The 18,080-nt window shown below is 44.0% G+C and carries 15 protein-coding genes; 7 read left to right on the forward strand and 8 right to left on the reverse strand.

What is annotated here, in order from left to right; genetic code table 11:
• Positions 1 to 39 precede the first annotated feature (39 nt).
• Both DMB44_RS07940 and DMB44_RS07945 read right to left on the reverse strand, forming a co-directional pair.
• Positions 40 to 333: a hypothetical protein gene (locus tag DMB44_RS07940; RefSeq protein WP_237265370.1), complete on the reverse strand. Its 294-nt coding sequence runs from the start codon at positions 331 to 333 to the stop codon at positions 40 to 42.
• Between the two features lie 2 nt (positions 334 to 335).
• The gene (locus tag DMB44_RS07945; RefSeq protein WP_110642583.1) at positions 336 to 1,547 is read right to left on the reverse strand and encodes a YeeE/YedE family protein; all 1,212 of its coding nucleotides are present in this window, start codon (positions 1,545 to 1,547) and stop codon (positions 336 to 338) included.
• 211 nt (positions 1,548 to 1,758) lie between these two features.
• On the opposite strand from DMB44_RS07945, the gene DMB44_RS07950 reads away from it, so the two are divergent.
• Positions 1,759 to 2,847: a HoxN/HupN/NixA family nickel/cobalt transporter gene (locus DMB44_RS07950; protein ID WP_110642538.1), complete on the forward strand. Its 1,089-nt coding sequence runs from the start codon at positions 1,759 to 1,761 to the stop codon at positions 2,845 to 2,847.
• Positions 2,848 to 3,202: 355 nt separating this feature from the next.
• Here the strand turns inward: DMB44_RS07950 and DMB44_RS07955 are convergent, their stop codons facing one another.
• Both DMB44_RS07955 and DMB44_RS07960 read right to left on the reverse strand, forming a co-directional pair.
• Positions 3,203 to 3,976: a zinc ribbon domain-containing protein gene (locus DMB44_RS07955; protein ID WP_110642540.1), complete on the reverse strand. Its 774-nt coding sequence runs from the start codon at positions 3,974 to 3,976 to the stop codon at positions 3,203 to 3,205.
• 72 nt (positions 3,977 to 4,048) lie between these two features.
• On the reverse strand, positions 4,049 to 4,309 hold the full coding sequence (locus DMB44_RS07960; RefSeq protein ID WP_110642543.1) for a hypothetical protein: 261 nt from the start codon (positions 4,307 to 4,309) through the stop codon (positions 4,049 to 4,051).
• A 62-nt stretch (positions 4,310 to 4,371) separates the two neighbouring features.
• Between DMB44_RS07960 and DMB44_RS07965 the strand changes: the two genes are divergently transcribed.
• Positions 4,372 to 5,073 carry a helix-turn-helix domain-containing protein gene (locus DMB44_RS07965; protein ID WP_237265371.1) on the forward strand — a complete coding sequence of 234 codons (702 nt, stop codon included), beginning with the start codon at positions 4,372 to 4,374 and terminating at the stop codon, positions 5,071 to 5,073.
• Between the two features lie 130 nt (positions 5,074 to 5,203).
• A complete protein-coding gene (locus DMB44_RS07970; RefSeq protein ID WP_110642547.1) occupies positions 5,204 to 8,134 on the forward strand; it encodes a thermopsin family protease in 2,931 nt (976 codons plus the stop codon).
• 155 nt (positions 8,135 to 8,289) lie between these two features.
• On the opposite strand, the gene DMB44_RS07975 is transcribed toward DMB44_RS07970, so the two are convergent.
• Positions 8,290 to 8,790 (reverse strand): hypothetical protein, encoded by a 501-nt coding sequence (locus DMB44_RS07975; RefSeq protein WP_110642549.1) that lies wholly within the window; start codon positions 8,788 to 8,790, stop codon positions 8,290 to 8,292.
• Between the two features lie 199 nt (positions 8,791 to 8,989).
• Between DMB44_RS07975 and gltA the strand changes: the two genes are divergently transcribed.
• The 3 genes from gltA (at position 8,990) to DMB44_RS07990 (ending at position 12,747) form a co-directional block, all read left to right on the forward strand.
• Positions 8,990 to 10,147, forward strand: coding sequence for a citrate synthase (gene gltA, locus DMB44_RS07980; protein WP_110642551.1), 1,158 nt, complete (start codon positions 8,990 to 8,992; stop codon positions 10,145 to 10,147).
• 281 nt (positions 10,148 to 10,428) lie between these two features.
• A complete protein-coding gene (locus DMB44_RS07985) occupies positions 10,429 to 11,724 on the forward strand; it encodes an arsenic transporter (RefSeq protein WP_237265372.1) in 1,296 nt (431 codons plus the stop codon).
• Positions 11,725 to 11,958: 234 nt separating this feature from the next.
• Positions 11,959 to 12,747 (forward strand): hypothetical protein, encoded by a 789-nt coding sequence (locus tag DMB44_RS07990; protein ID WP_110642554.1) that lies wholly within the window; start codon positions 11,959 to 11,961, stop codon positions 12,745 to 12,747.
• A 9-nt stretch (positions 12,748 to 12,756) separates the two neighbouring features.
• Here DMB44_RS07990 and DMB44_RS07995 read toward each other — a convergent pair whose 3' ends face one another.
• Positions 12,757 to 13,815 carry an iron ABC transporter permease gene (locus DMB44_RS07995; protein WP_237265373.1) on the reverse strand — a complete coding sequence of 353 codons (1,059 nt, stop codon included), beginning with the start codon at positions 13,813 to 13,815 and terminating at the stop codon, positions 12,757 to 12,759.
• Positions 13,816 to 13,923: 108 nt separating this feature from the next.
• On the opposite strand from DMB44_RS07995, the gene DMB44_RS08000 reads away from it, so the two are divergent.
• Positions 13,924 to 14,883, forward strand: coding sequence for an ABC transporter substrate-binding protein (locus DMB44_RS08000; protein WP_237265374.1), 960 nt, complete (start codon positions 13,924 to 13,926; stop codon positions 14,881 to 14,883).
• Between the two features lie 444 nt (positions 14,884 to 15,327).
• Here the strand turns inward: DMB44_RS08000 and gcvPB are convergent, their stop codons facing one another.
• Positions 15,328 to 16,746 carry an aminomethyl-transferring glycine dehydrogenase subunit GcvPB gene (gene gcvPB, locus DMB44_RS08005; protein ID WP_110642556.1) on the reverse strand — a complete coding sequence of 473 codons (1,419 nt, stop codon included), beginning with the start codon at positions 16,744 to 16,746 and terminating at the stop codon, positions 15,328 to 15,330.
• Positions 16,746 to 18,047 (reverse strand): aminomethyl-transferring glycine dehydrogenase subunit GcvPA, encoded by a 1,302-nt coding sequence (gene gcvPA, locus DMB44_RS08010; RefSeq protein WP_110642557.1) that lies wholly within the window; start codon positions 18,045 to 18,047, stop codon positions 16,746 to 16,748. Before gcvPA ends, gcvPB begins: the two co-directional genes overlap by 1 nt.
• Positions 18,048 to 18,080 lie beyond the last annotated feature (33 nt).

Consider the following 18,080-nt stretch of genomic DNA (forward strand, 5'->3'; position numbering starts at 1 on the left):
ATGAATAATAAATTAATTTAAAAATAATCAAATGTTATTTTAATTCTCTTTGTTTTCATTGCTTTCGAATGAATAATCGTTGTATTTTGTCCTGTACCATACTGCAGTCATTATTATTGTAACGATGACAAAGAATCCAGTAAGCGCAACGGAATGCGGGTTTGGATCATATCCGTTATATGTGCCAGACGTCAAAGCAGCGCTTATTATCACAATAGCAACCATAGATATTATGAAGGCCTTCAATCCGCTTTCCTTCTTCATTTGAGGTTCCTTTTTCCTTCTCTCTTCCATGGTCATTCTAAGCCTTTCCTCATCAATTTCTGATGACATACTTATTGCCTCCTGTATATTATGTGTGCGACCAAGAGCAGGAATATCACCACGAATATGAAGAACTCCAGGCTGCTCACTGCCATCTGAAGATCACCACTCAGTATATGCCCGCTAGCACAGCCATCCGCCATCCTTGCGCCCAGAAGCATCAGGTATGCACCTGAGAACGCACCAGCAGCTCTCTTTATCTGGCTGCTTCCAAATCTGGCCTTCCATGATGGCGGGATAACATTGTTGAAAGCTTGAAATCTCCTTGTGAAGAACACAGAGGCTAGAAATGCCCCGAACAACGTGCCTATGTCGCTGAACGGCTCCCATCCTATGGTATGTACGACGAGAGTGCTGTATTTCCAGTAGCCTGCCGGTAACCATATCTGTGCAACGATCCATGAATAGGTTGTGGATTCCCCGAATATCTGATGCAGAAACATCTCAAGAACTACCGTCAGACCTATGATGATACCCACTGAAAGCATGGTGACACCGAAGAGTTTTGAGGATACGGTCCAGTGGTAGTTCACCTTCTCAGGCAGGTTGTCTTTGCCTAGAGGCATAGACGCTCCTTCCATCAGGAAGTTTGCTGTCTCCAAGTACATCTTTTCTTCTTCAGGATCAAGCTTATATCCTTTGTGGGTTGAAAGATATGCGCAGCTCTTTCCTTTCTTGTATCTGGGCAACGTATAGGCTATTGTGAACATTATGGCAGCCCAGATTATTGCGACAATGAAACCTATTGTGAGGTTTGTGTCCACCTTTCCAGCGAAGTAAATTTGACCAAAGTTCAGGTACGTTGTGAGCCAGTGACCGAAGCTGGTTTGGTATATCAACGTCCATGTGGCAGCTCCTAAAAGGCCACCAAGGAGAGCGTATATTGCATCACGCCTGCCCTCTCCAAGAGCCATCCAAACAGTTCCAGGAACATATCCTGAGATTGCTATACCGGTACCGAATATTATACCTCCTAGCGCAACACCGATGACATAATCGGGCTTTATGCCCCAGTGGAAGGACACTCCAATGGCTGAGAGCCCATAGAGCACTATGGCACCAGCACCGATTGCAATTGCAATACAGCCAATGAAAAGCCTATCCTCCCACTTTCCCAATCTTATCAAAACCTCCGGATTGGATATTCCCCAGGCCTCGGCCAGACCACCGATGATCATACCGATGAACAGGCCGATCCATTCCCAGGCAGTTACACCTATCATGGGATCATCTCTGAACATAATCTGTATTATTCATGAATATAAGAATATTTCTCATAAAAGGAATAATTTATCATATTTATGAATAAAATAATGAAATATACGTACACCATACTTATTCGACGAGAGCCTATTTTCAGAGGGAAATTAATATTATTAAGTCTATTTCACTAAACTAAAATAAACTTTATAAGAAGAACGATGATTGACCATCATGTCATTGTTCGAACATGGAAATTTGAAAGATTATGCAGTCGTCTATGGTCTCCTGCTATTATTCACTCTCGTCTCATTTCATATACTCCTCGCGATAACTCACAGCGTTGGAAACAGGGATATAAATTCGCCCTATATAACAGGGACTTTTTTCTCGCTGGGCGTACTATCCTATTTTTTCGGCATAAGGCATGGTTTCGATGCGGATCATCTGGCCGCCATAGACAATGCCACACGAAAACTCATGCAGGAGCATAAGAAATCAAGGTACACCGGACTGATGTTTTCACTGGGGCATTCCACGGTCGTGATCCTGCTCTCGCTTATGATCATAATATCCATAAGGGCTCTTGAGCGCACCATGCCGGAACTCGAGCAGATCGGAACCATAATAGGAACACTAGTCAGTGCCTTCTTCCTCTTTCTACTTGGTACGCTGAACCTATTCATACTCAGGGAAATCAGGATCGCTTACCGCCTGAGCCTGCAGAATGAGATAAGCGATGACGCGCTTGATAGCATGCTCTCCAGGCGTGGATTCATGAACAGATACCTCGGCGGGCTTTTCAAACTGATAAAGAACGAGTTTTACATGTATCCCATAGGCTTTTTATTCGGTCTCGGCTTCGATACCGCCTCCGAAACCACTCTCCTTGCGGTCTCTGCCGCAGCGGCGGGAATTTTCAGCACAATACCGATATACACTATACTGATATTCCCGGCGCTCTTCACTGGTGGCATGGTCCTCGTGGATTCAAGCGATGGATTTTTCATGAACAATGCCTACGGATGGGCATTCAGAGGCAGTCCAAAGAAGAAGGCGTGGTTCAATCTCACTATGACTTCGATATCTATAACTGTAGCATATGTAATCGGTGGCTTGGAAACTCTTGGTCTTATACAGGGAGAGTTAAATCTCAGCGGTAGCATCTGGAGGCCGATATACATCATAAATAACCTTGCATGGGGGAACGTGGGAATAATAATAGTTGTGATATTTGCATTCTCATGGATATTATCATACTTCAGATACAGAAGAATGCAGATAGCAATAATTAAAGGAAATTCTCAGGTGGATGAGGGTTGAAATCTCTTCTGATGACCAATTTTAAGGATATATATTGAAAATCAATTTGAGTAGCATTCAGATTCATGCAACATCGGACATTGGTGATACTGTAATTCATCCCTCATGAAAGCGAATCCGTATAAAGCCTCTAGATATTAAAATGACTTATGCATTGCGTCATAGCATATTTTTATATGAAATATAATCAAAGCACATTAATGAGAATGAAAGTTTGAGATCATATCCTGATCGAATGAAATAGGTTGAAAATGTCAACAAAAGTTCAGGCCTATCAGAGTACATAAGCCATATTACTCATATTTACCGATATTATCTTGATCCCTTCATTAAAGAAAATGGACAGTATTCCATTTCAACTCCTGCCCATTGCCATCTCGGTCTGGAATCTGTGAACGACATGTCTCACGACAATCACGAATATGGCGATGATGACCGCATATGGTATCCATGTTATGAACAGTAGACTTAAATTATTGGAGCTTTCCAGAGCGATTGTCCATGATTCAAATATGCCAGCCGTCAGTAGTTCCAGCCCAACCATCAGCCATACGATAACCGCGGTCTTGATCTCCTTCCTGAAATGTTTGGTGAAAAGTGAATAGATGAGAAACGCACCCTCCGTGGTTGCTATGGCATAAGAAGGAAGTTCAAGCCATGAATAGGGAAGGAGAAGGAGCGACAGAAGGGCGAGAGGCCCCGTCACTCCCTGGGATATGGCAAGAGCATTAAGGACTATGGCCGTTGAGTACGTGGATATGAGGAAGAATATCTGCCCTATCACAGGGATGATCTCAATTGAAGCAATTTCATAGTTATGAGAGAATATGGAGAACGATCTCACTATGAGCGGAAGGGCCCTCACAGACTGGAGGCTGGGTTCATTCTGATTCACGATCTGGTTTGCGGTGGATCCAGACATCGGCATGGCTGTGAGTGCGAACATGATTGCCAACTCGGCCACGAAGACCAGAACCATAGTCAATACTCGCTTTCTTGAAAATATTCTTACAAATGCAGACTTCCAGCTATCATCGCTAACCGTACTGAACCTGTATGCGCAGACAGGGCATTGCTCAGTCCCTTCTGGCACCAGTGCACCGCATTGCGGGCATTGAATATCCTTCATACATTTTAAAAATGGAAAAGACCGATATTAAAGTTTTTAAAATATAGAAATTATATTCAGGAAATTATGCAATTACAGGAGCTTCTGCGTTGCAAATATCTCATGCTTTGTTGGCGGATTAACCTTCTCCATCAGTCCCTTGAATTCCTCAAGGCTGGGGGCCTCCCATTCGCAGACGGCCATCCTCTCATCCGCTATCACATTAACAGACTTCAGGGTAAATCCAGCTGGCAACTTGCCGTTCTTCTGCATATCTATTATGCTTCCGACAACCTTGAAAGCTTCGTCCTGATTCTTTCCCTTCCATCTGTGCTCTACTATCAGTGAAACCATCTCATATCACCATATCGATCAGGCTTATGAAAGATATATAAATGATGCCGGTATGTGACGGTATGGAGGAGATCGAATTCGATCTTGTAAATGATCTGCCCTTCTGCAAACTAAGCAAGCTGTTCCCGGATGTGATCTTTTACAGATGGTGCAATTCAGCGGTGGATTATCTGGAGTTCTATGGTAAGGACGAGGATCTTAGCAGGATAGAAGCCCATCTGCCTGATGTTGAAAAGGAGTTGAACACGCATGTCCTTTACAGAACCTACGGTGAAGGAAATCTTTCAGTTATGCTTTCATGCAGGTGCAACGCTTCCAATTCCACCATACGAAAGGCTGAATCGAAAAATCTCATGTGGAAGGCACCCGTATACTATCAGGGTGGTCATGAGAAGTTATCCCTCATATCACCTATGCCAGAGCACTTTATATCAATATTCAATGAATTCGAAAGGATCGGCGAGGCAAAGGTCATAAAGAAGGCAGAGATTAAGCCAGAGCTTGTGAGAGATACATATGCGGTTTCTATGTCAGATCTGCTATCCGATCTGACCACGAAACAGCTCAAATATCTTGTGAATGCATACCATATGGGTTATTTTGATACACCGAAAAGGACACAGATAGCCGAGATGGCGAAGCAGTTCGGCATATCCTACTCGACCATGCAGGAGCATCTGGAAAAGGCCGTCAACAGGATATTGAGGGGTCTAGAACCTTATCTCACGATTGAACTGCATATACGTGGAGACAGGGATGAATGAATTGATCATTAACAATAATTGATCCATGTTTTTATAGCATTTTTCATTTATCATACTCACGTCGAGAATAACGATCTTAATTTCGATAGCTCTAATCGCGTTTCTACTTATACCTGCAGGTCTTGATACCATGCATGTACCGGCTGTTGAAAATGCGCATAACACGAAACATGCAGGCATTGAAAATGAACATACGAGTGCTTTGGCCAGAATCGGTAGTTTGAACATCAGTTCAAAGTACATGTTCCTTCCGAATTTCAATGCGATCAACTATTACACCTACGATGGTCACATCTCTCTGACCTATGATAATGGGCCTGCGCCGATGGGTGTTTCAGACATTGGCATAGAAAATTCGTCGGGAAAACTTGTACCCTATTCTGTCAATACCACCGATGTCATGGGATTCCTCGATCTCAACAGCACTAGGGTCTTCTATCCATACGATGATCAGCCGAACAGTTTTGCAGTTCAACTGAATTCCGTCCTCCACAATGTTGATCTCTTTGGAAACTCATCCTATTCATTCTGGACGCAGAATGTGGTCATATATTCCACCCGAAAGCACCAGCTTACATTCATAGACAACGTCTGGAACTTTTCGAGTCCGGCATTCAACATGACACCAAATGCGCTCCACGGTAGCGGTAAGCTTGTGCGCTATGTTTATTATTATGATGTGGGCCCAACAATGAACGTATCATTTCCATTCGAACTGAAACTGTATCTGAACTCTTCGCTTCGAAACGGCAACGATGCTGTATACTTCAATTATTCAGTGTTGAGCGGAAATGTGCATAGATCGGGAAGCTACGATACTGTATTTTTCAATTCATCTGGAACTGCAAAAGTTCCAGCCAGTTTTATGATATCAGGATATTCGCCCACCATGTCCGGCCTGCTATATGATTCTGAAATGGCCATAACCGGTCCGGGAGGCGGTAGCAACGTAGACGTATACTCCATCAATGGCACCATGGGGCTGTACCTCTATAATTCAACGCTGTCCTCGTTCCAGGCTGTTCGGTCTGCTTACGATGCTGGAGTAGATACAGGAGAAACTTCCTATGGTGTCGATGTTGGATGGGTAGGTCATACCGCAGTACTCCAGGCTGGTCCATCGCTTGTATACGGTCTGTGGAACGTTTCCAACGCCATGGAAATTCTCTCCGGAAAGGTACCGGATCAGAGTTATGTATTCGTGAGCCCCGGTGCTCAATTCAGCAACAGCACAGCCTCCTGGGCACCTGTGAACGGCTCTGCATTCAGGTTTCTTCTTCCTGAGGGTGCGTACTCCATCGCCATATTCAAAAATCTATATGAACCAGAATATATTGATGATATATCCGATACCGTTGATGGCATTCAGACAGCAAAAACAGGAAGGATCTATGCACCCATCTTCATCTCCAACAGCAGTGATGCTGCATATTATTCCATTAAGGGGAATGGAACAACCGCAAATCCATTCATCATATCGTTGAATCAAAATATTTCCATCATACCGGCATTCGGAGTTTTGAACGATTTTCTCTTTCCGGCATTTTCCGGCATAACGATCCTCGATACGGCATTTCACCTGGATATAGAAAACGTCAGCTCTTTCCAGATAACATATGGGCAGCAGTACCGATCAGAGCTGTCTAACCGTGGACTCAGCAATACAAACTGGATGGGCATAGTTCTTTACGGAACTTCCAACGTGTCAATAGTAAACAGTCCGAATATAACTGGCTGGTTTCCGGAAACCATGAAGGGTTTCATCGTGGCAAATCTAATGATCTGGAATTCATCCAACGATCTCATAGCCGGCAACGTTTTTTACTCTCTGCATCTATACTCTGGAGACCTCCAGCCACCCTATTATTCTTCCATCTTCATTTACGGAGAAAACTCATCAGATGAGAACAACACCGTCTGGGGAAACTACTTTCCAGATCAGTATCTATCTGAAAATGGAAACGGTACCGTTGGGCTCTTTGTGGACTCATCTGGAAACATGATATACAACAACGCCTTCACCGAATACGACATAGCTTATTCACCAGATTTCAACGTCTATACGGGCTTGAATGCAACATATCATGACAGCTGGAACCTGAGCGCAGTGGAACCTATCAACTATACAATTATTGTAAACGGCTTTGATCTTAAGGGAAGCGTTGTGAATGGCGGATACGAGGGTGGTAACTACTGGGGTTCTCCGTTTATTACGGCACCATGGAATGAGACAGGATACATACAGAGTGGTTACGATTATTATCCGCTGGTGTATTTTGTCTATACGCTTTCATTCACAGTGCATGGCTTGCCTGCTGGAACAAGCTGGGAGATTGCGGCTGATGGGGTATACTATGAAAGTTCCGGAAGCAGCATCAACGTCACGGAGTACAACTTTGGCAACACGACCTACGCGGTCTTCCTTCCCCCTGGTTACACCACTGATTATTCAGGATACGCCTATTCATTCACTAACAGAACAGTCGTAAATATATATGCGAAACACTTAATGACCTACGGCATCATATTCTATGCAACAAACTATATAGGAAATGAGACGTGGTATGTTGATGTGGCCGGTAGCATTTATTCTTCTACCTCACGGGAACTTATAGTTGACCTTCCAAATGGTACATATTCCTACTCTGTCTTTGCTCCGCCAAACAATTACACAGCTGTATCAGGATACGTCACAGTAAACGGATCATCGTCCATAGTCAATGTTACATTTCCTGAGCAGCTATACAAGGTTGTGATCTCCGAAACAGGCCTTCCTGCGGGATCATCATGGTATGTTGTGATCGATGGCAGATCTTATTATTCAAATGAGGGCAGTATATCCATACTTCTACCAGCTGGTCATTACGTTGCTCAGTTTTCCAGTGTACCTGGATACAAGACGTCCTCGCAATACCTAAGCTTCAACGTGACTGGACAGCCTGTGCAGGTGATCGAGAAATACATGCCGACACAGAACTATGATTACTATCTCGGTGCAGGCATAGTGATAGGTGCCATGATCACGGCATTCGTGTTCTACATCGATCGCCGCAGAAGCTAGGCACATAGAAAAATATTCAAATCAATTTTTGTATCTCGACTGTCAGGCCTGTACAGATCGAGGCATTAAACACGCAGTTATGGATGAAACTCTTTCAAAGCGATTTTCAATTAGGTTCGTTTTTAAGGCATTGGAAGAAAAAGATTCTACAGAGATCAGACCATGATCATGCTCACAGAAATTATGTCATCAACTGCGTTATCCGGCCTGGACGATAGAAAATACAGACGATTATCGTTCGTCGATGGATCTATCATGGCAAGAAAAGCGTCTATAAATTCTCTGGTGAAGTTAGCGTTTGGACCATTGAAATCGTATACCATGAGTTTATCATAACCAACCAGAAATATGCTGATTCCGCGGAACGAAGCCTCTTCACCGAATATTTCAGATGCAAGCTGATGGCCGAGATTCCTGGATCTCCTTAGGCTATCAACGATCATCTTTGAAAAATCGGCTATTTCAAAGAGATCCGTATCTGGGACCTCAATTGCTATCCTGTTTGCCATATGTCTGTGGCCAGGCGTGTATATTATTATTTTCTTCCCATAGATTTCGCGGATGATTTCCACAGCCGACCTCTCCAGATCGGCATCGTTGCCATATTTCATCACAGTTATTTGCCTGTAAACGCTTTTCTTCAAGGTATTCCTCACTTTCTTTCACAGCGTGAGCATATTAATTTTATTCCACGTACAGATCATACTTCGCATTATCTTCATAGGATCTGACTCTTATTAGATAGTATTATTATAATCTATTTATTTGAATATTTAATTATGTATAACACATACAAAATTATACGACGAAATTTCAAATAGCGTTAAAAGATATCATATATGTAGAGGTGTTTTAATGCCAGAAACTGAAGAAATTAGTAAGGGACTTGAGGATGTCAATATAAAGTGGACCAGGCTGACGACGATTGATGGAAATAAAGGTATTCTAAGATACGGAGGTTATTCCGTTGAGGATATAATTGCTTCAGGCGCTCAGGATGAGGAGATACAGTATCTGTTTCTCTACGGAAACCTTCCTACGGCGCAGGAGCTGAGAAAGTTCAAGGAAACCATACAGAAGGGATACAAGATACCAGATTTTGTCATAAATGCCATAAGACAGCTCCCCAGGGAGTCGGATTCGGTTGCCATGCAGATGGCCGCGGTTGCATCCATGGCCGCATCGGAGATAAAGTTCAAGTGGAACAAGGACACAGACAGAGACGTGGCTGCAGAGATGATCGGCAGAATGTCGGCCATAACTGTAAATGTATACAGGCACATCATGAATATGCCTCCGGAACTTCCGAAACCGTCCGACAGTTACGCCGAGAGCTTCCTAACTGCCGCATTTGGCAGAAAGGTCACAAAGGAAGAGATAGATGCAATGAACACTGCGCTCATACTTTACACGGATCATGAAGTGCCGGCTTCAACAACTGCTGGGCTTGTTGCTGTATCCACGCTCTCTGATATGTATTCTGGTATAACCGCTGCGCTCGCCGCACTGAAGGGGCCATTGCATGGTGGCGCGGCTGAAGCTGCGATAGCGCAGTTTGACGAGATAAAGGATCCTGCTAACGTGGAGAAATGGTTCAACGATAACATAATAAATGGGAAGAAGAGGCTGATGGGTTTTGGCCATCGTGTGTACAAGACCTACGACCCAAGGGCAAAGATATTCAAGGGAATTGCTGATAAATTATCAAGCAAGAAACCAGAAGTGCGCAAGATATACGATATAGCAACGAAGCTGGAGGATCTGGGCGTTAAGAACTTTGGATCTAAGGGAATATATCCAAACACCGACTACTTCTCTGGGATAGTGTACATGTCTCTAGGTTTCCCGCTGAGGAACAACATATACACAGCCCTCTTCGCTCTTTCAAGAGTTACTGGGTGGCAGGCGCATTTCATAGAGTATGTTGAGGAACAGCAGAGATTGATAAGACCGAGGGCAGTATACGTTGGCCCTGCGGAGAGAAAGTTCGTTCCCATAGCGGAGAGGAAATAAAACATACCTCTCAAACCATAATTTTTTGTCAAGAGGCCTTATTTCAATAAGAACGAATCTTAACCTCCCCATCTGGTATTTCTTTGATACAATCTTAATGTTGATGCATTAACGTAGACAATGTTCGTTCAGATTATCCCATAACTATATGGGAGGCGCTGAATCCGCAGATTTAGAGCTGAGATTCTGATCTGGAACAGATATATATGATATGCAACGAAGTCAATCCATTGAATGCGTGACGTCATCAAATTTTTTATAAGTACCAGCGATACTTGTTGGTGTTATTATTCCATCTCCTGCTAGCTGCAGCGGTTTTTACATTCACGCTCATTCTTGTGATAGCAAAACCCTGGAAGTTGGATATTGGCTATTCTGCCCTCATAGGAGCTTTGATCTCAATATTGTTGGGAATATCAACCCCTTATGATATCGTTAAGGTATGGAATATAATATGGAATCCAACATTCACCTTTGTTGCGATAATAATAATGTCTCTGGTATTTGATTATTCCGGATTCTTTGAATATTATGCCATAAGGATATCGAAGATTGCCGCAGGCAATGGTCTCAGGCTTTTCGTCCTAATAGTGCTGCTTGGATCAGCCATCTCTGCATTCTTTGCCAATGACGGTACGGCTCTGGTGCTGACACCCATAGTCTCTGCCATAACGGCAAGAACCGGCATGGACAAAAGGAGGGCAACAGCCTTCATAATGGCCACCGGTTTCATAGCCGATTCCTCCAGCCTCCCATTCATAATCAGCAACCTTGTGAACATAATTGGCGCTGGATATTTTGGGATCTCGTTTGCAGAATATGCGGAAACTATGATAATACCGGATCTTGTCAGCATACTGGCAAGCCTTGCTGTGCTGATCCTCATATACAGGAGAGAGGCAGCCGTCCAGTACAATACCGCCAATGTTGGTGACGAGAATAAGGTTATAGTGGACAGGCAGATATTCAGGCTCGCCTTTCCGTTCATAGCCCTGGTCGTGCTGGCGTATTTCCTGTCGAGCATAGATAGCATCCCTGTAAGTTTCATCGCACTGCCAGCAGCCCTAATAATCCTATATCTGGCAAGAGTTAACGGAAAGATAAACACAAATACCGTGATAAGGGAGGCCCCATGGCAAATAGTTCTCTTTTCGCTTGGGATGTACGTTGTTGTTTACGGGTTTGGAAATGCTGGATTAACTCAACTGCTGACGGATCTGATGCGGCATCTCATGATCTTGGGCAATCCCACATATACGGTACTTGGAGGCCTGTTCTTCGGATTTCTCGCCGGATCAATGAACAATCTTCCTTCAACAATGATGGGTGTTCTGACTGTTTCAAACCTTAATGGAAACAGGTTTCTGATCTATGCCAACGTCATAGGCAACGATATAGGTCCAAAATTCACTCCGATAGGTTCTCTGGCCACTCTGCTCTGGATGTACACTCTCAAGAGAAAGCACGGCATAGAGATAACACCGGCGTATTATATGAAGATCGGTTTTATGGCTGCTCTTCCTGTCCTCACTCTCACGCTTATTTCTCTATATGCTGTCATAGAACTTGGCCTCTGAATATGTCAGCAGGCAAAGCGTTATAATGGAAAAGTTATTGGTTTGATCTAAACTGTAAAACTCGGATCTTCAGCGATTAGATATGCGGATCTTCTTCAGCAGGAATATTCAACTATGCCCGCTCATCGTCGTGCACGGCCTTCCATATATAGTTTCCTTCGCAATGATGCTTCAATAAATACATATTCAAGATGAATCTGTACCATTAGCTGCCGATCAGACAGTGATGAGTGAATGTCCGAAGGATCAAAATTCAAGCTTGCCGTTCCCAGAGAACACGGTCTTATAGTAGTATGGGCAAACACGCTGATCATTTCACTGATATCAAACTTCAGATTCTCCATATACGGCATTGTAACATTTCTGATCATGTTAACTACATTCTTTCTTTATGATCCGATACTTTCTGCACTGAGGGTGTGGAAAGCAAAACGTGGTCCGCTGAGATTTCTCTACGCCAACCATGCTTATGTTTTCGTGATCGGTCCGCTTCTTCTTGGATGGATTCTCTATATAACGGTGATCCATGTGATCCCAGTGACACCGCTGCTGTTCTTTGCAGTGTTTCTAGCGACTTATGTTGCCCTCTTCAGGTATGGAGAGAGAAAGCTTTACACCCGTATATTCTCCATACTGACATTGACATCGATGTTTCTCATAGTGTCTTCATCCTTCGTTCACTTGCTGACGATTAGAAATATTACGATCTTTCTCGTACTGAGCGCTGGCGAGGTTCTTATGGGATCTGGTCCTGTGGAGATAGCGAATGCAAGGATGATGAAGATCAGGTTCGAAAGACTCTTTTTCCATCGCATACTGCCTGTATATGTATCATCCATTTTGGTTCTGATACCAGACCTGCTGATATCGTATCCGATGGTTTTCTATGTATTTTCTGCCATATTTACTGTTGCAGCTTTATCCACAATTGCTGTGAAGGATCTTCCCATGAAAAAGATAGGTTTTGTGGCAACAGGATTCAATCTTGCCATCCTGGTAGGTGTCATCGTCTTATATAAGTGATTTTCATTTTCATTGAATATATGATCCTCTGGCCATCCTGTTCAGAAGGTATATGAAGAATGGAACGCCGATTATTCCCGTTACTATGCCTATGGGTATGACCTCCCCCTGAATTATCACCTTGGAGAGGTCGTTCGCCACCATGAGGAATATGGATCCGAAGATCGCCGAGGTGGGTATCACGTATCTGTTTGAACCACCGTATATTAGCCTTGAGATGTGGGGCATTATTAGCCCGACGAATCCTATTAGGCCGGAGACAGAAACAACGGCCGAGGTACTCAACGTCACCAGTGCGATTAGTATTGCCTTGGTTCTTTCAACGTTCACACCTATGGACTGTGCATGCTCGTCTCCCATCTGCAGGGCATCCAGTTCATTACGAAGTAGATATATACCGATGGACGAGAAGAGAACGATCGGAATCAGAGTCATTATCTCAGACCAGCTTATGGTCTCTATCGAACCCAGAAGCCAGAAGTATTCACTTCCTGCAAGATTCACGTCTGAAAATATTATGAAAGACACTATGGACGAGGAGAAGAATGAAAGTGAGATCCCTATAAGCAGTAGAAATGTGGGCGGCGCCCTTCCATGACGGAACGATATCAGATAAACCAGTGCCACCGTGACCGTGCTGAAGACAAATGCGTTGATCTCAAGGGTATAATATCCAAGAAATGAGAGCGAGAGTGCTATGCTCAGTACAGCACCAAGTGCTGCACCGCTGGATATACCTATGATATACGGTTCCGTTATTGGATTTCTGAATATGCTCTGAACTACAGAACCGCCTATGGCAAGAGTGGAACCCACGAGTATTGCTCCAACGATCTGCGGCTCTCTGAGTTCTGTAACGATGAGATAATCATTCCTGGGTACGGCAAAATGATGTATAGCTGACAAAAATGGTATCTGATCCCAAATTATCTCCATTGTTCTCCTGACAGGGATAGATATGTTTCCCATGCCAATCGATAGGATTGAGATCGCTATCAGAAGGATCAGGCTTAATAAAACTGCGGGCATCCTTATAGATCGATTATGATAGCGAACTTCTGAGAACACCAATTAATCCCCCTTTATGTTACTTAAATTTATTTCACTATAATAAAGATCGCTATGTTAATATATTGAAGTGAGTTTACGTAAACTAAAATCTACTTGGTGAAATTCATGAACAGAAATTCCGTGGTCGCGATTGTTGTGATAGCTTTAGTGGTCATCGCAGGTGTTTCATATTTCTACTATAAGGAGGGTATAGGCACAAACGATGTTGCCCAGGTATATGCACCAAATGCAAAACTCCCATTCACACATCCGCTGACAAGAATAGTTTCGCTTCTGCCCAGCATAACTGTGAACCTGTACGCCCTTGGAGCTGAGAAGGATCTGGTCGGGATAAGCACCTATACATCTTATCCCAGGAATCTGAGTCTCCCCATAGTTGGTGAGCTGGATACGGTAAATTACGAAGAGTTGCTGAACGTATCTCCACAGGCCGTTATAACCATACCATCATACTATCCACAGAACGTCATAACGAAGATACTTGATATGGGTATACCGGTTATAGAGGTTGGCCAGAATAACTTCACTCAGATAGAGCAGCAGATCCTGGAGCTTGGAAATATAACGGGAACACAGGCCAACGCCTCGAAGATTGTAAACTGGATGCAGACATCACTGGTGTATCTTCACCAGAATGCGACAAGGCTTTCTGACGGAAAGAGGATGAGCATATTCTATCTGCTGAGCACCGAGGGCGGGTACTGGACAGCCGGTAACCAGACATTCATAAATGATTTCTTCAACATAGCCAATCTGCGCAATATAGTCAACGGTACGGGATATTATACTGTTCCAGGATCGCTCATATTGAACGATTCGCCTGACATAGTACTGCTGGATCAGTATGTCAATTCTTCGGTGATGAAAACCGCCCCGTTCGATGGGACCAATGCATACAAAAATGGCACTTACTTCACGATATTCGACGACAACTATTTCAACGAACCTGATTTCAGATCGGTCTATGCAGTTCAGTGGTTAATAGATGAAGTTTACAATACCACCGTCAGCATACCCGCATTTCCCATTCAGCTGGCTGATAATCCTGCACCATCTATTCAGTAATATAGTATTATTCATTTTTATGCGATGGCATGAATTCGATCGCTAAATGAAACTTATCGATCATGGAGGAAAAGGAAATCACACAGCGTATAATCAGAGTGGTTTACAACCCCCCAAATATTTTTGCTGAATAGATGTGAAGGCATAAAGTGATGTAAACTGCCACAAACTGAATCTTTGTATCTCCTTTTAACGAGGAAACGTCTGAACGTATGGTTATATTCAGACTGCACCAGCCATATTCACAACTGCCTTGCAAAATTCATTCGAATATTCCTGCTGGAGAATGTCCGTGTATCTAATCGTGGAAAATGTTCAGATTTGAATATATTTTCAAATGGATAATTTTTCTTTAATATTATAGTAGCAAAATATTATCATGAATAAAAGAATGAAAATATGAAGATGAGATGCGGCATTTCAAAGAGGTATTATTTATCCGGCCTACCATCTCACCTTCAGATCCCTTGCAGCTTTCACTTCATCTATCCTGGAAACAGCCGTATTCCTTGGCCTCGATTTCAGATCCTCTTCCGGTACCTTCAGCGCTGATATGAGGACGTCTGCATACTTATCCAGATCCGCCTTGCTCACGGTCTCGGTGGGCTCTATCATCATAGCCTCCTTCACGATCAGCGGGAAGTACACCGTTGGTGAATGTATACCGTAATCTAGCAGGTACTTGCCTATGTCAAGAGCACGCCTTCCGGTATTTTCTGTTGAAAGAACGAACTCGTGCTTCTTCAGTGGATAGTAAGGCACCTCATAGTACTCCTCAACCTTCTTCTTGAGGTAATTGGAATTCAAGACAGCCCTTATGGTTGCATTCTTAAGGCCTTCATCTCCGTTTTTGAGCACATATGACCATGCGCGCAAAAGAACTGAGAACGATCCGTAGAACGATGATACCTTCCCTATGCTCTTCTTCCTACCGTAATCGAGGAAGTACCTCCTGCCGTCGTATCCAACGACCGGAACTGGCAGAAAGTCAGATAAGAAGGCTTTAACGGCTACCGGTCCGGCTCCAGGCCCGCCACCACCGTGTGGGGTTGCAAAACTCTTGTGCAGGTTAAAATGAACTATGTCGAAGCCCATGATACCTGGCGAGGTTATGCCGAATATTGCGTTTAGGTTGGCGCCATCGTAATAGAGCAGCGCACCGGCATCGTGTATTATCTTGGCTATTTCAACTATGTGCTGCTCGAAAATGCCAAGCGTGTTAGGATTGGTTATCATGAATGCTGCTGTCTTTTTGGAAACCGCCGCCTTCAATGCACTCAGATCCACCATGCCATCGCTGTTTGACGGTATCTCCACTACGTCAAACCCGCCCATTGTGGCTGAAGCAGGATTTGTTCCATGTGCAGAATCCGGTATTATTATCTCAGTCCTGTCCTCATGCCTGTCTTCGAAGTACTTCTTAATTATGAGAATGCCGGTGAATTCTCCGTCAGCACCAGCCATCGGCTGCAATGTAACTGCATCCATATCTGATATCTTTTTCAGAAACTCCTGAAGCTCGTACATCACCTGCAGCGTACCCTGTACGGTGGATTCAGGCTGGAATGGATGCACGTTCCTGAACTCCTCATAGGATGCTATCCTGTCGGCATATTTTGGATTGTACTTCATGGTGCAGGAACCCAGAGGATAGATGCCAACGTCCACGGTATAGTTCATCTGCGATAGTCTGGTGTAGTGCCTGACGACATCCACCTCTGAAACTTCTGGCAGATTCAGATCCTTTCTCTTCAGATCCTGCGAAAGGAGATTTTCATCAACGTCTTCAGAGATACTGAACGTGCTGTCTGATCTTATGTCCTTTATGAGAGGCTCGTCATAATACGCCTGTCTGAACTCCATCAGATCACCTCCAGCGCCTTTGCAAGCTTCTCAATCTTTTCAGCATCCGTCTTTTCCGTTACCGTAAAGAATGTTGCATCTCTGAGGGATGTGTCCTTGATCAAGCTGGTCAGCTTCAGCCCTCCCAGTATACCTCTGGATGCAAGGCCTTCCATAACTTCCCTGTTGAGCCTGAACATGACATCTGAAAACGATTCCGTGTTGAAGTATGGTTTGATGCCGGCCGCCGAAAGCTTTTCCTTAAGCATCCTTGAATGCTTTATTGTCAAGAGGGCAACCTTCTTAAGCCCAGACGATCCCAGTATGGAAAGATATGCAGATGCGGCAAGCGTAAGCAGAGCCTGGTTTGAACATATGTTGCTTGTTGCCTTGGCACGCCTGATGTGCTGTTCCCTAGTCTGCAGCGTCATCACATAAGCCCTCCTTCCATTGGAATCCACGGACTCGCCTATTATCCTTCCTGGGGATCTCCTTATATGATCCATCTTGAAGGACATTATGCCCAGCAGCGGTCCTCCAAAGTTCATGGGTATTCCAAGCTGCTGCCCCTCAGCCACAGCTATATCTGCGCCATATTCTCCCGGCGGCTTTACGGCACCCAGTGAGATGGGATCCACATAGGCTATCAGAGCGGCATCTTTCTTTATATCTTTGACCGCAAAGACATTCTTATCGAGGATCCCATAGCCGTTTGGATTTTCCACAATCACAGCCGAGGTTTCATCGTCGATCTTTGAAGACAGATCATCGAGATCGATCATGCCGTCATTTCCCATCTTATATCTTATTATCTCCATGTTGAGGCCCCAGACGTAGTTTTTCAGCACCGAAAGCTTGGAGTCATAGGTTGAGTCCGGGATGAGGATCTTTTTCTTTCCGTTGATCCTGTACGCCATCCTAGCTGCTTCTCCAAGGGCAGAATATCCATCATACATGGAGGCGTTTGTAACATCCATGGCCATGAGATCCGAGATGAGGCTCTGATATTCAAAGAGGGATTGAAGCATTCCCTGCGATATCTCGGGCTGATAGGGGGTGTATGAGTCCAGAAATTCTGGCTTTGAAAGTATGTAGTTAACCGCTTCTGGTATTATCCTATCATATATGCCGTTTCCGAGGAAATTCAGCATTCCCGTGCTGTTCCTTCGGCCCAGTTCGAGCGCGCGTTCAACAACCTGATGTTCATCAAGACCGCTTCCAATTCCTATTGATTTCTTCCTTACAGACCCAGGTACATCAGAAAAGAGGTCTTCAAGCTCTTTCATGCCCATAAAATTGAGCATAGATAGGAGTTCATCCATGATCCAATAAGCGTTTATGACGATTTATTTGTT

This window comes from Thermoplasma sp. Kam2015, assembly GCF_003205235.1.
Lineage (GTDB): Archaea > Thermoplasmatota > Thermoplasmata > Thermoplasmatales > Thermoplasmataceae > Thermoplasma.

Excerpts from the sequence above, each read along its gene's own strand:
- DMB44_RS07960 (WP_110642543.1), bottom strand. The coding sequence starts at position 4,309 with ATGGTTTCACTGATAGTAGAGCACAGATGGAAGGGAAAGAATCAGGAC.
- gltA (WP_110642551.1), top strand. The coding sequence starts at position 8,990 with ATGCCAGAAACTGAAGAAATTAGTAAGGGACTTGAGGATGTCAATATA.
- DMB44_RS07945 (WP_110642583.1), bottom strand. The coding sequence starts at position 1,547 with ATGATAGGTGTAACTGCCTGGGAATGGATCGGCCTGTTCATCGGTATG.
- gcvPB (WP_110642556.1), bottom strand. The coding sequence starts at position 16,746 with ATGGAGTTCAGACAGGCGTATTATGACGAGCCTCTCATAAAGGACATA.
- DMB44_RS07940 (WP_237265370.1), bottom strand. The coding sequence starts at position 333 with ATGTCATCAGAAATTGATGAGGAAAGGCTTAGAATGACCATGGAAGAG.
- DMB44_RS07965 (WP_237265371.1), top strand. The coding sequence starts at position 4,372 with ATGGAGGAGATCGAATTCGATCTTGTAAATGATCTGCCCTTCTGCAAA.
- DMB44_RS07970 (WP_110642547.1), top strand. The coding sequence starts at position 5,204 with ATGCATGTACCGGCTGTTGAAAATGCGCATAACACGAAACATGCAGGC.
- DMB44_RS07955 (WP_110642540.1), bottom strand. The coding sequence starts at position 3,976 with ATGAAGGATATTCAATGCCCGCAATGCGGTGCACTGGTGCCAGAAGGG.
- DMB44_RS08000 (WP_237265374.1), top strand. The coding sequence starts at position 13,924 with ATGAACAGAAATTCCGTGGTCGCGATTGTTGTGATAGCTTTAGTGGTC.
- DMB44_RS07950 (WP_110642538.1), top strand. The coding sequence starts at position 1,759 with ATGTCATTGTTCGAACATGGAAATTTGAAAGATTATGCAGTCGTCTAT.
- gcvPA (WP_110642557.1), bottom strand. The coding sequence starts at position 18,047 with ATGGATGAACTCCTATCTATGCTCAATTTTATGGGCATGAAAGAGCTT.
- DMB44_RS07990 (WP_110642554.1), top strand. The coding sequence starts at position 11,959 with ATGTCCGAAGGATCAAAATTCAAGCTTGCCGTTCCCAGAGAACACGGT.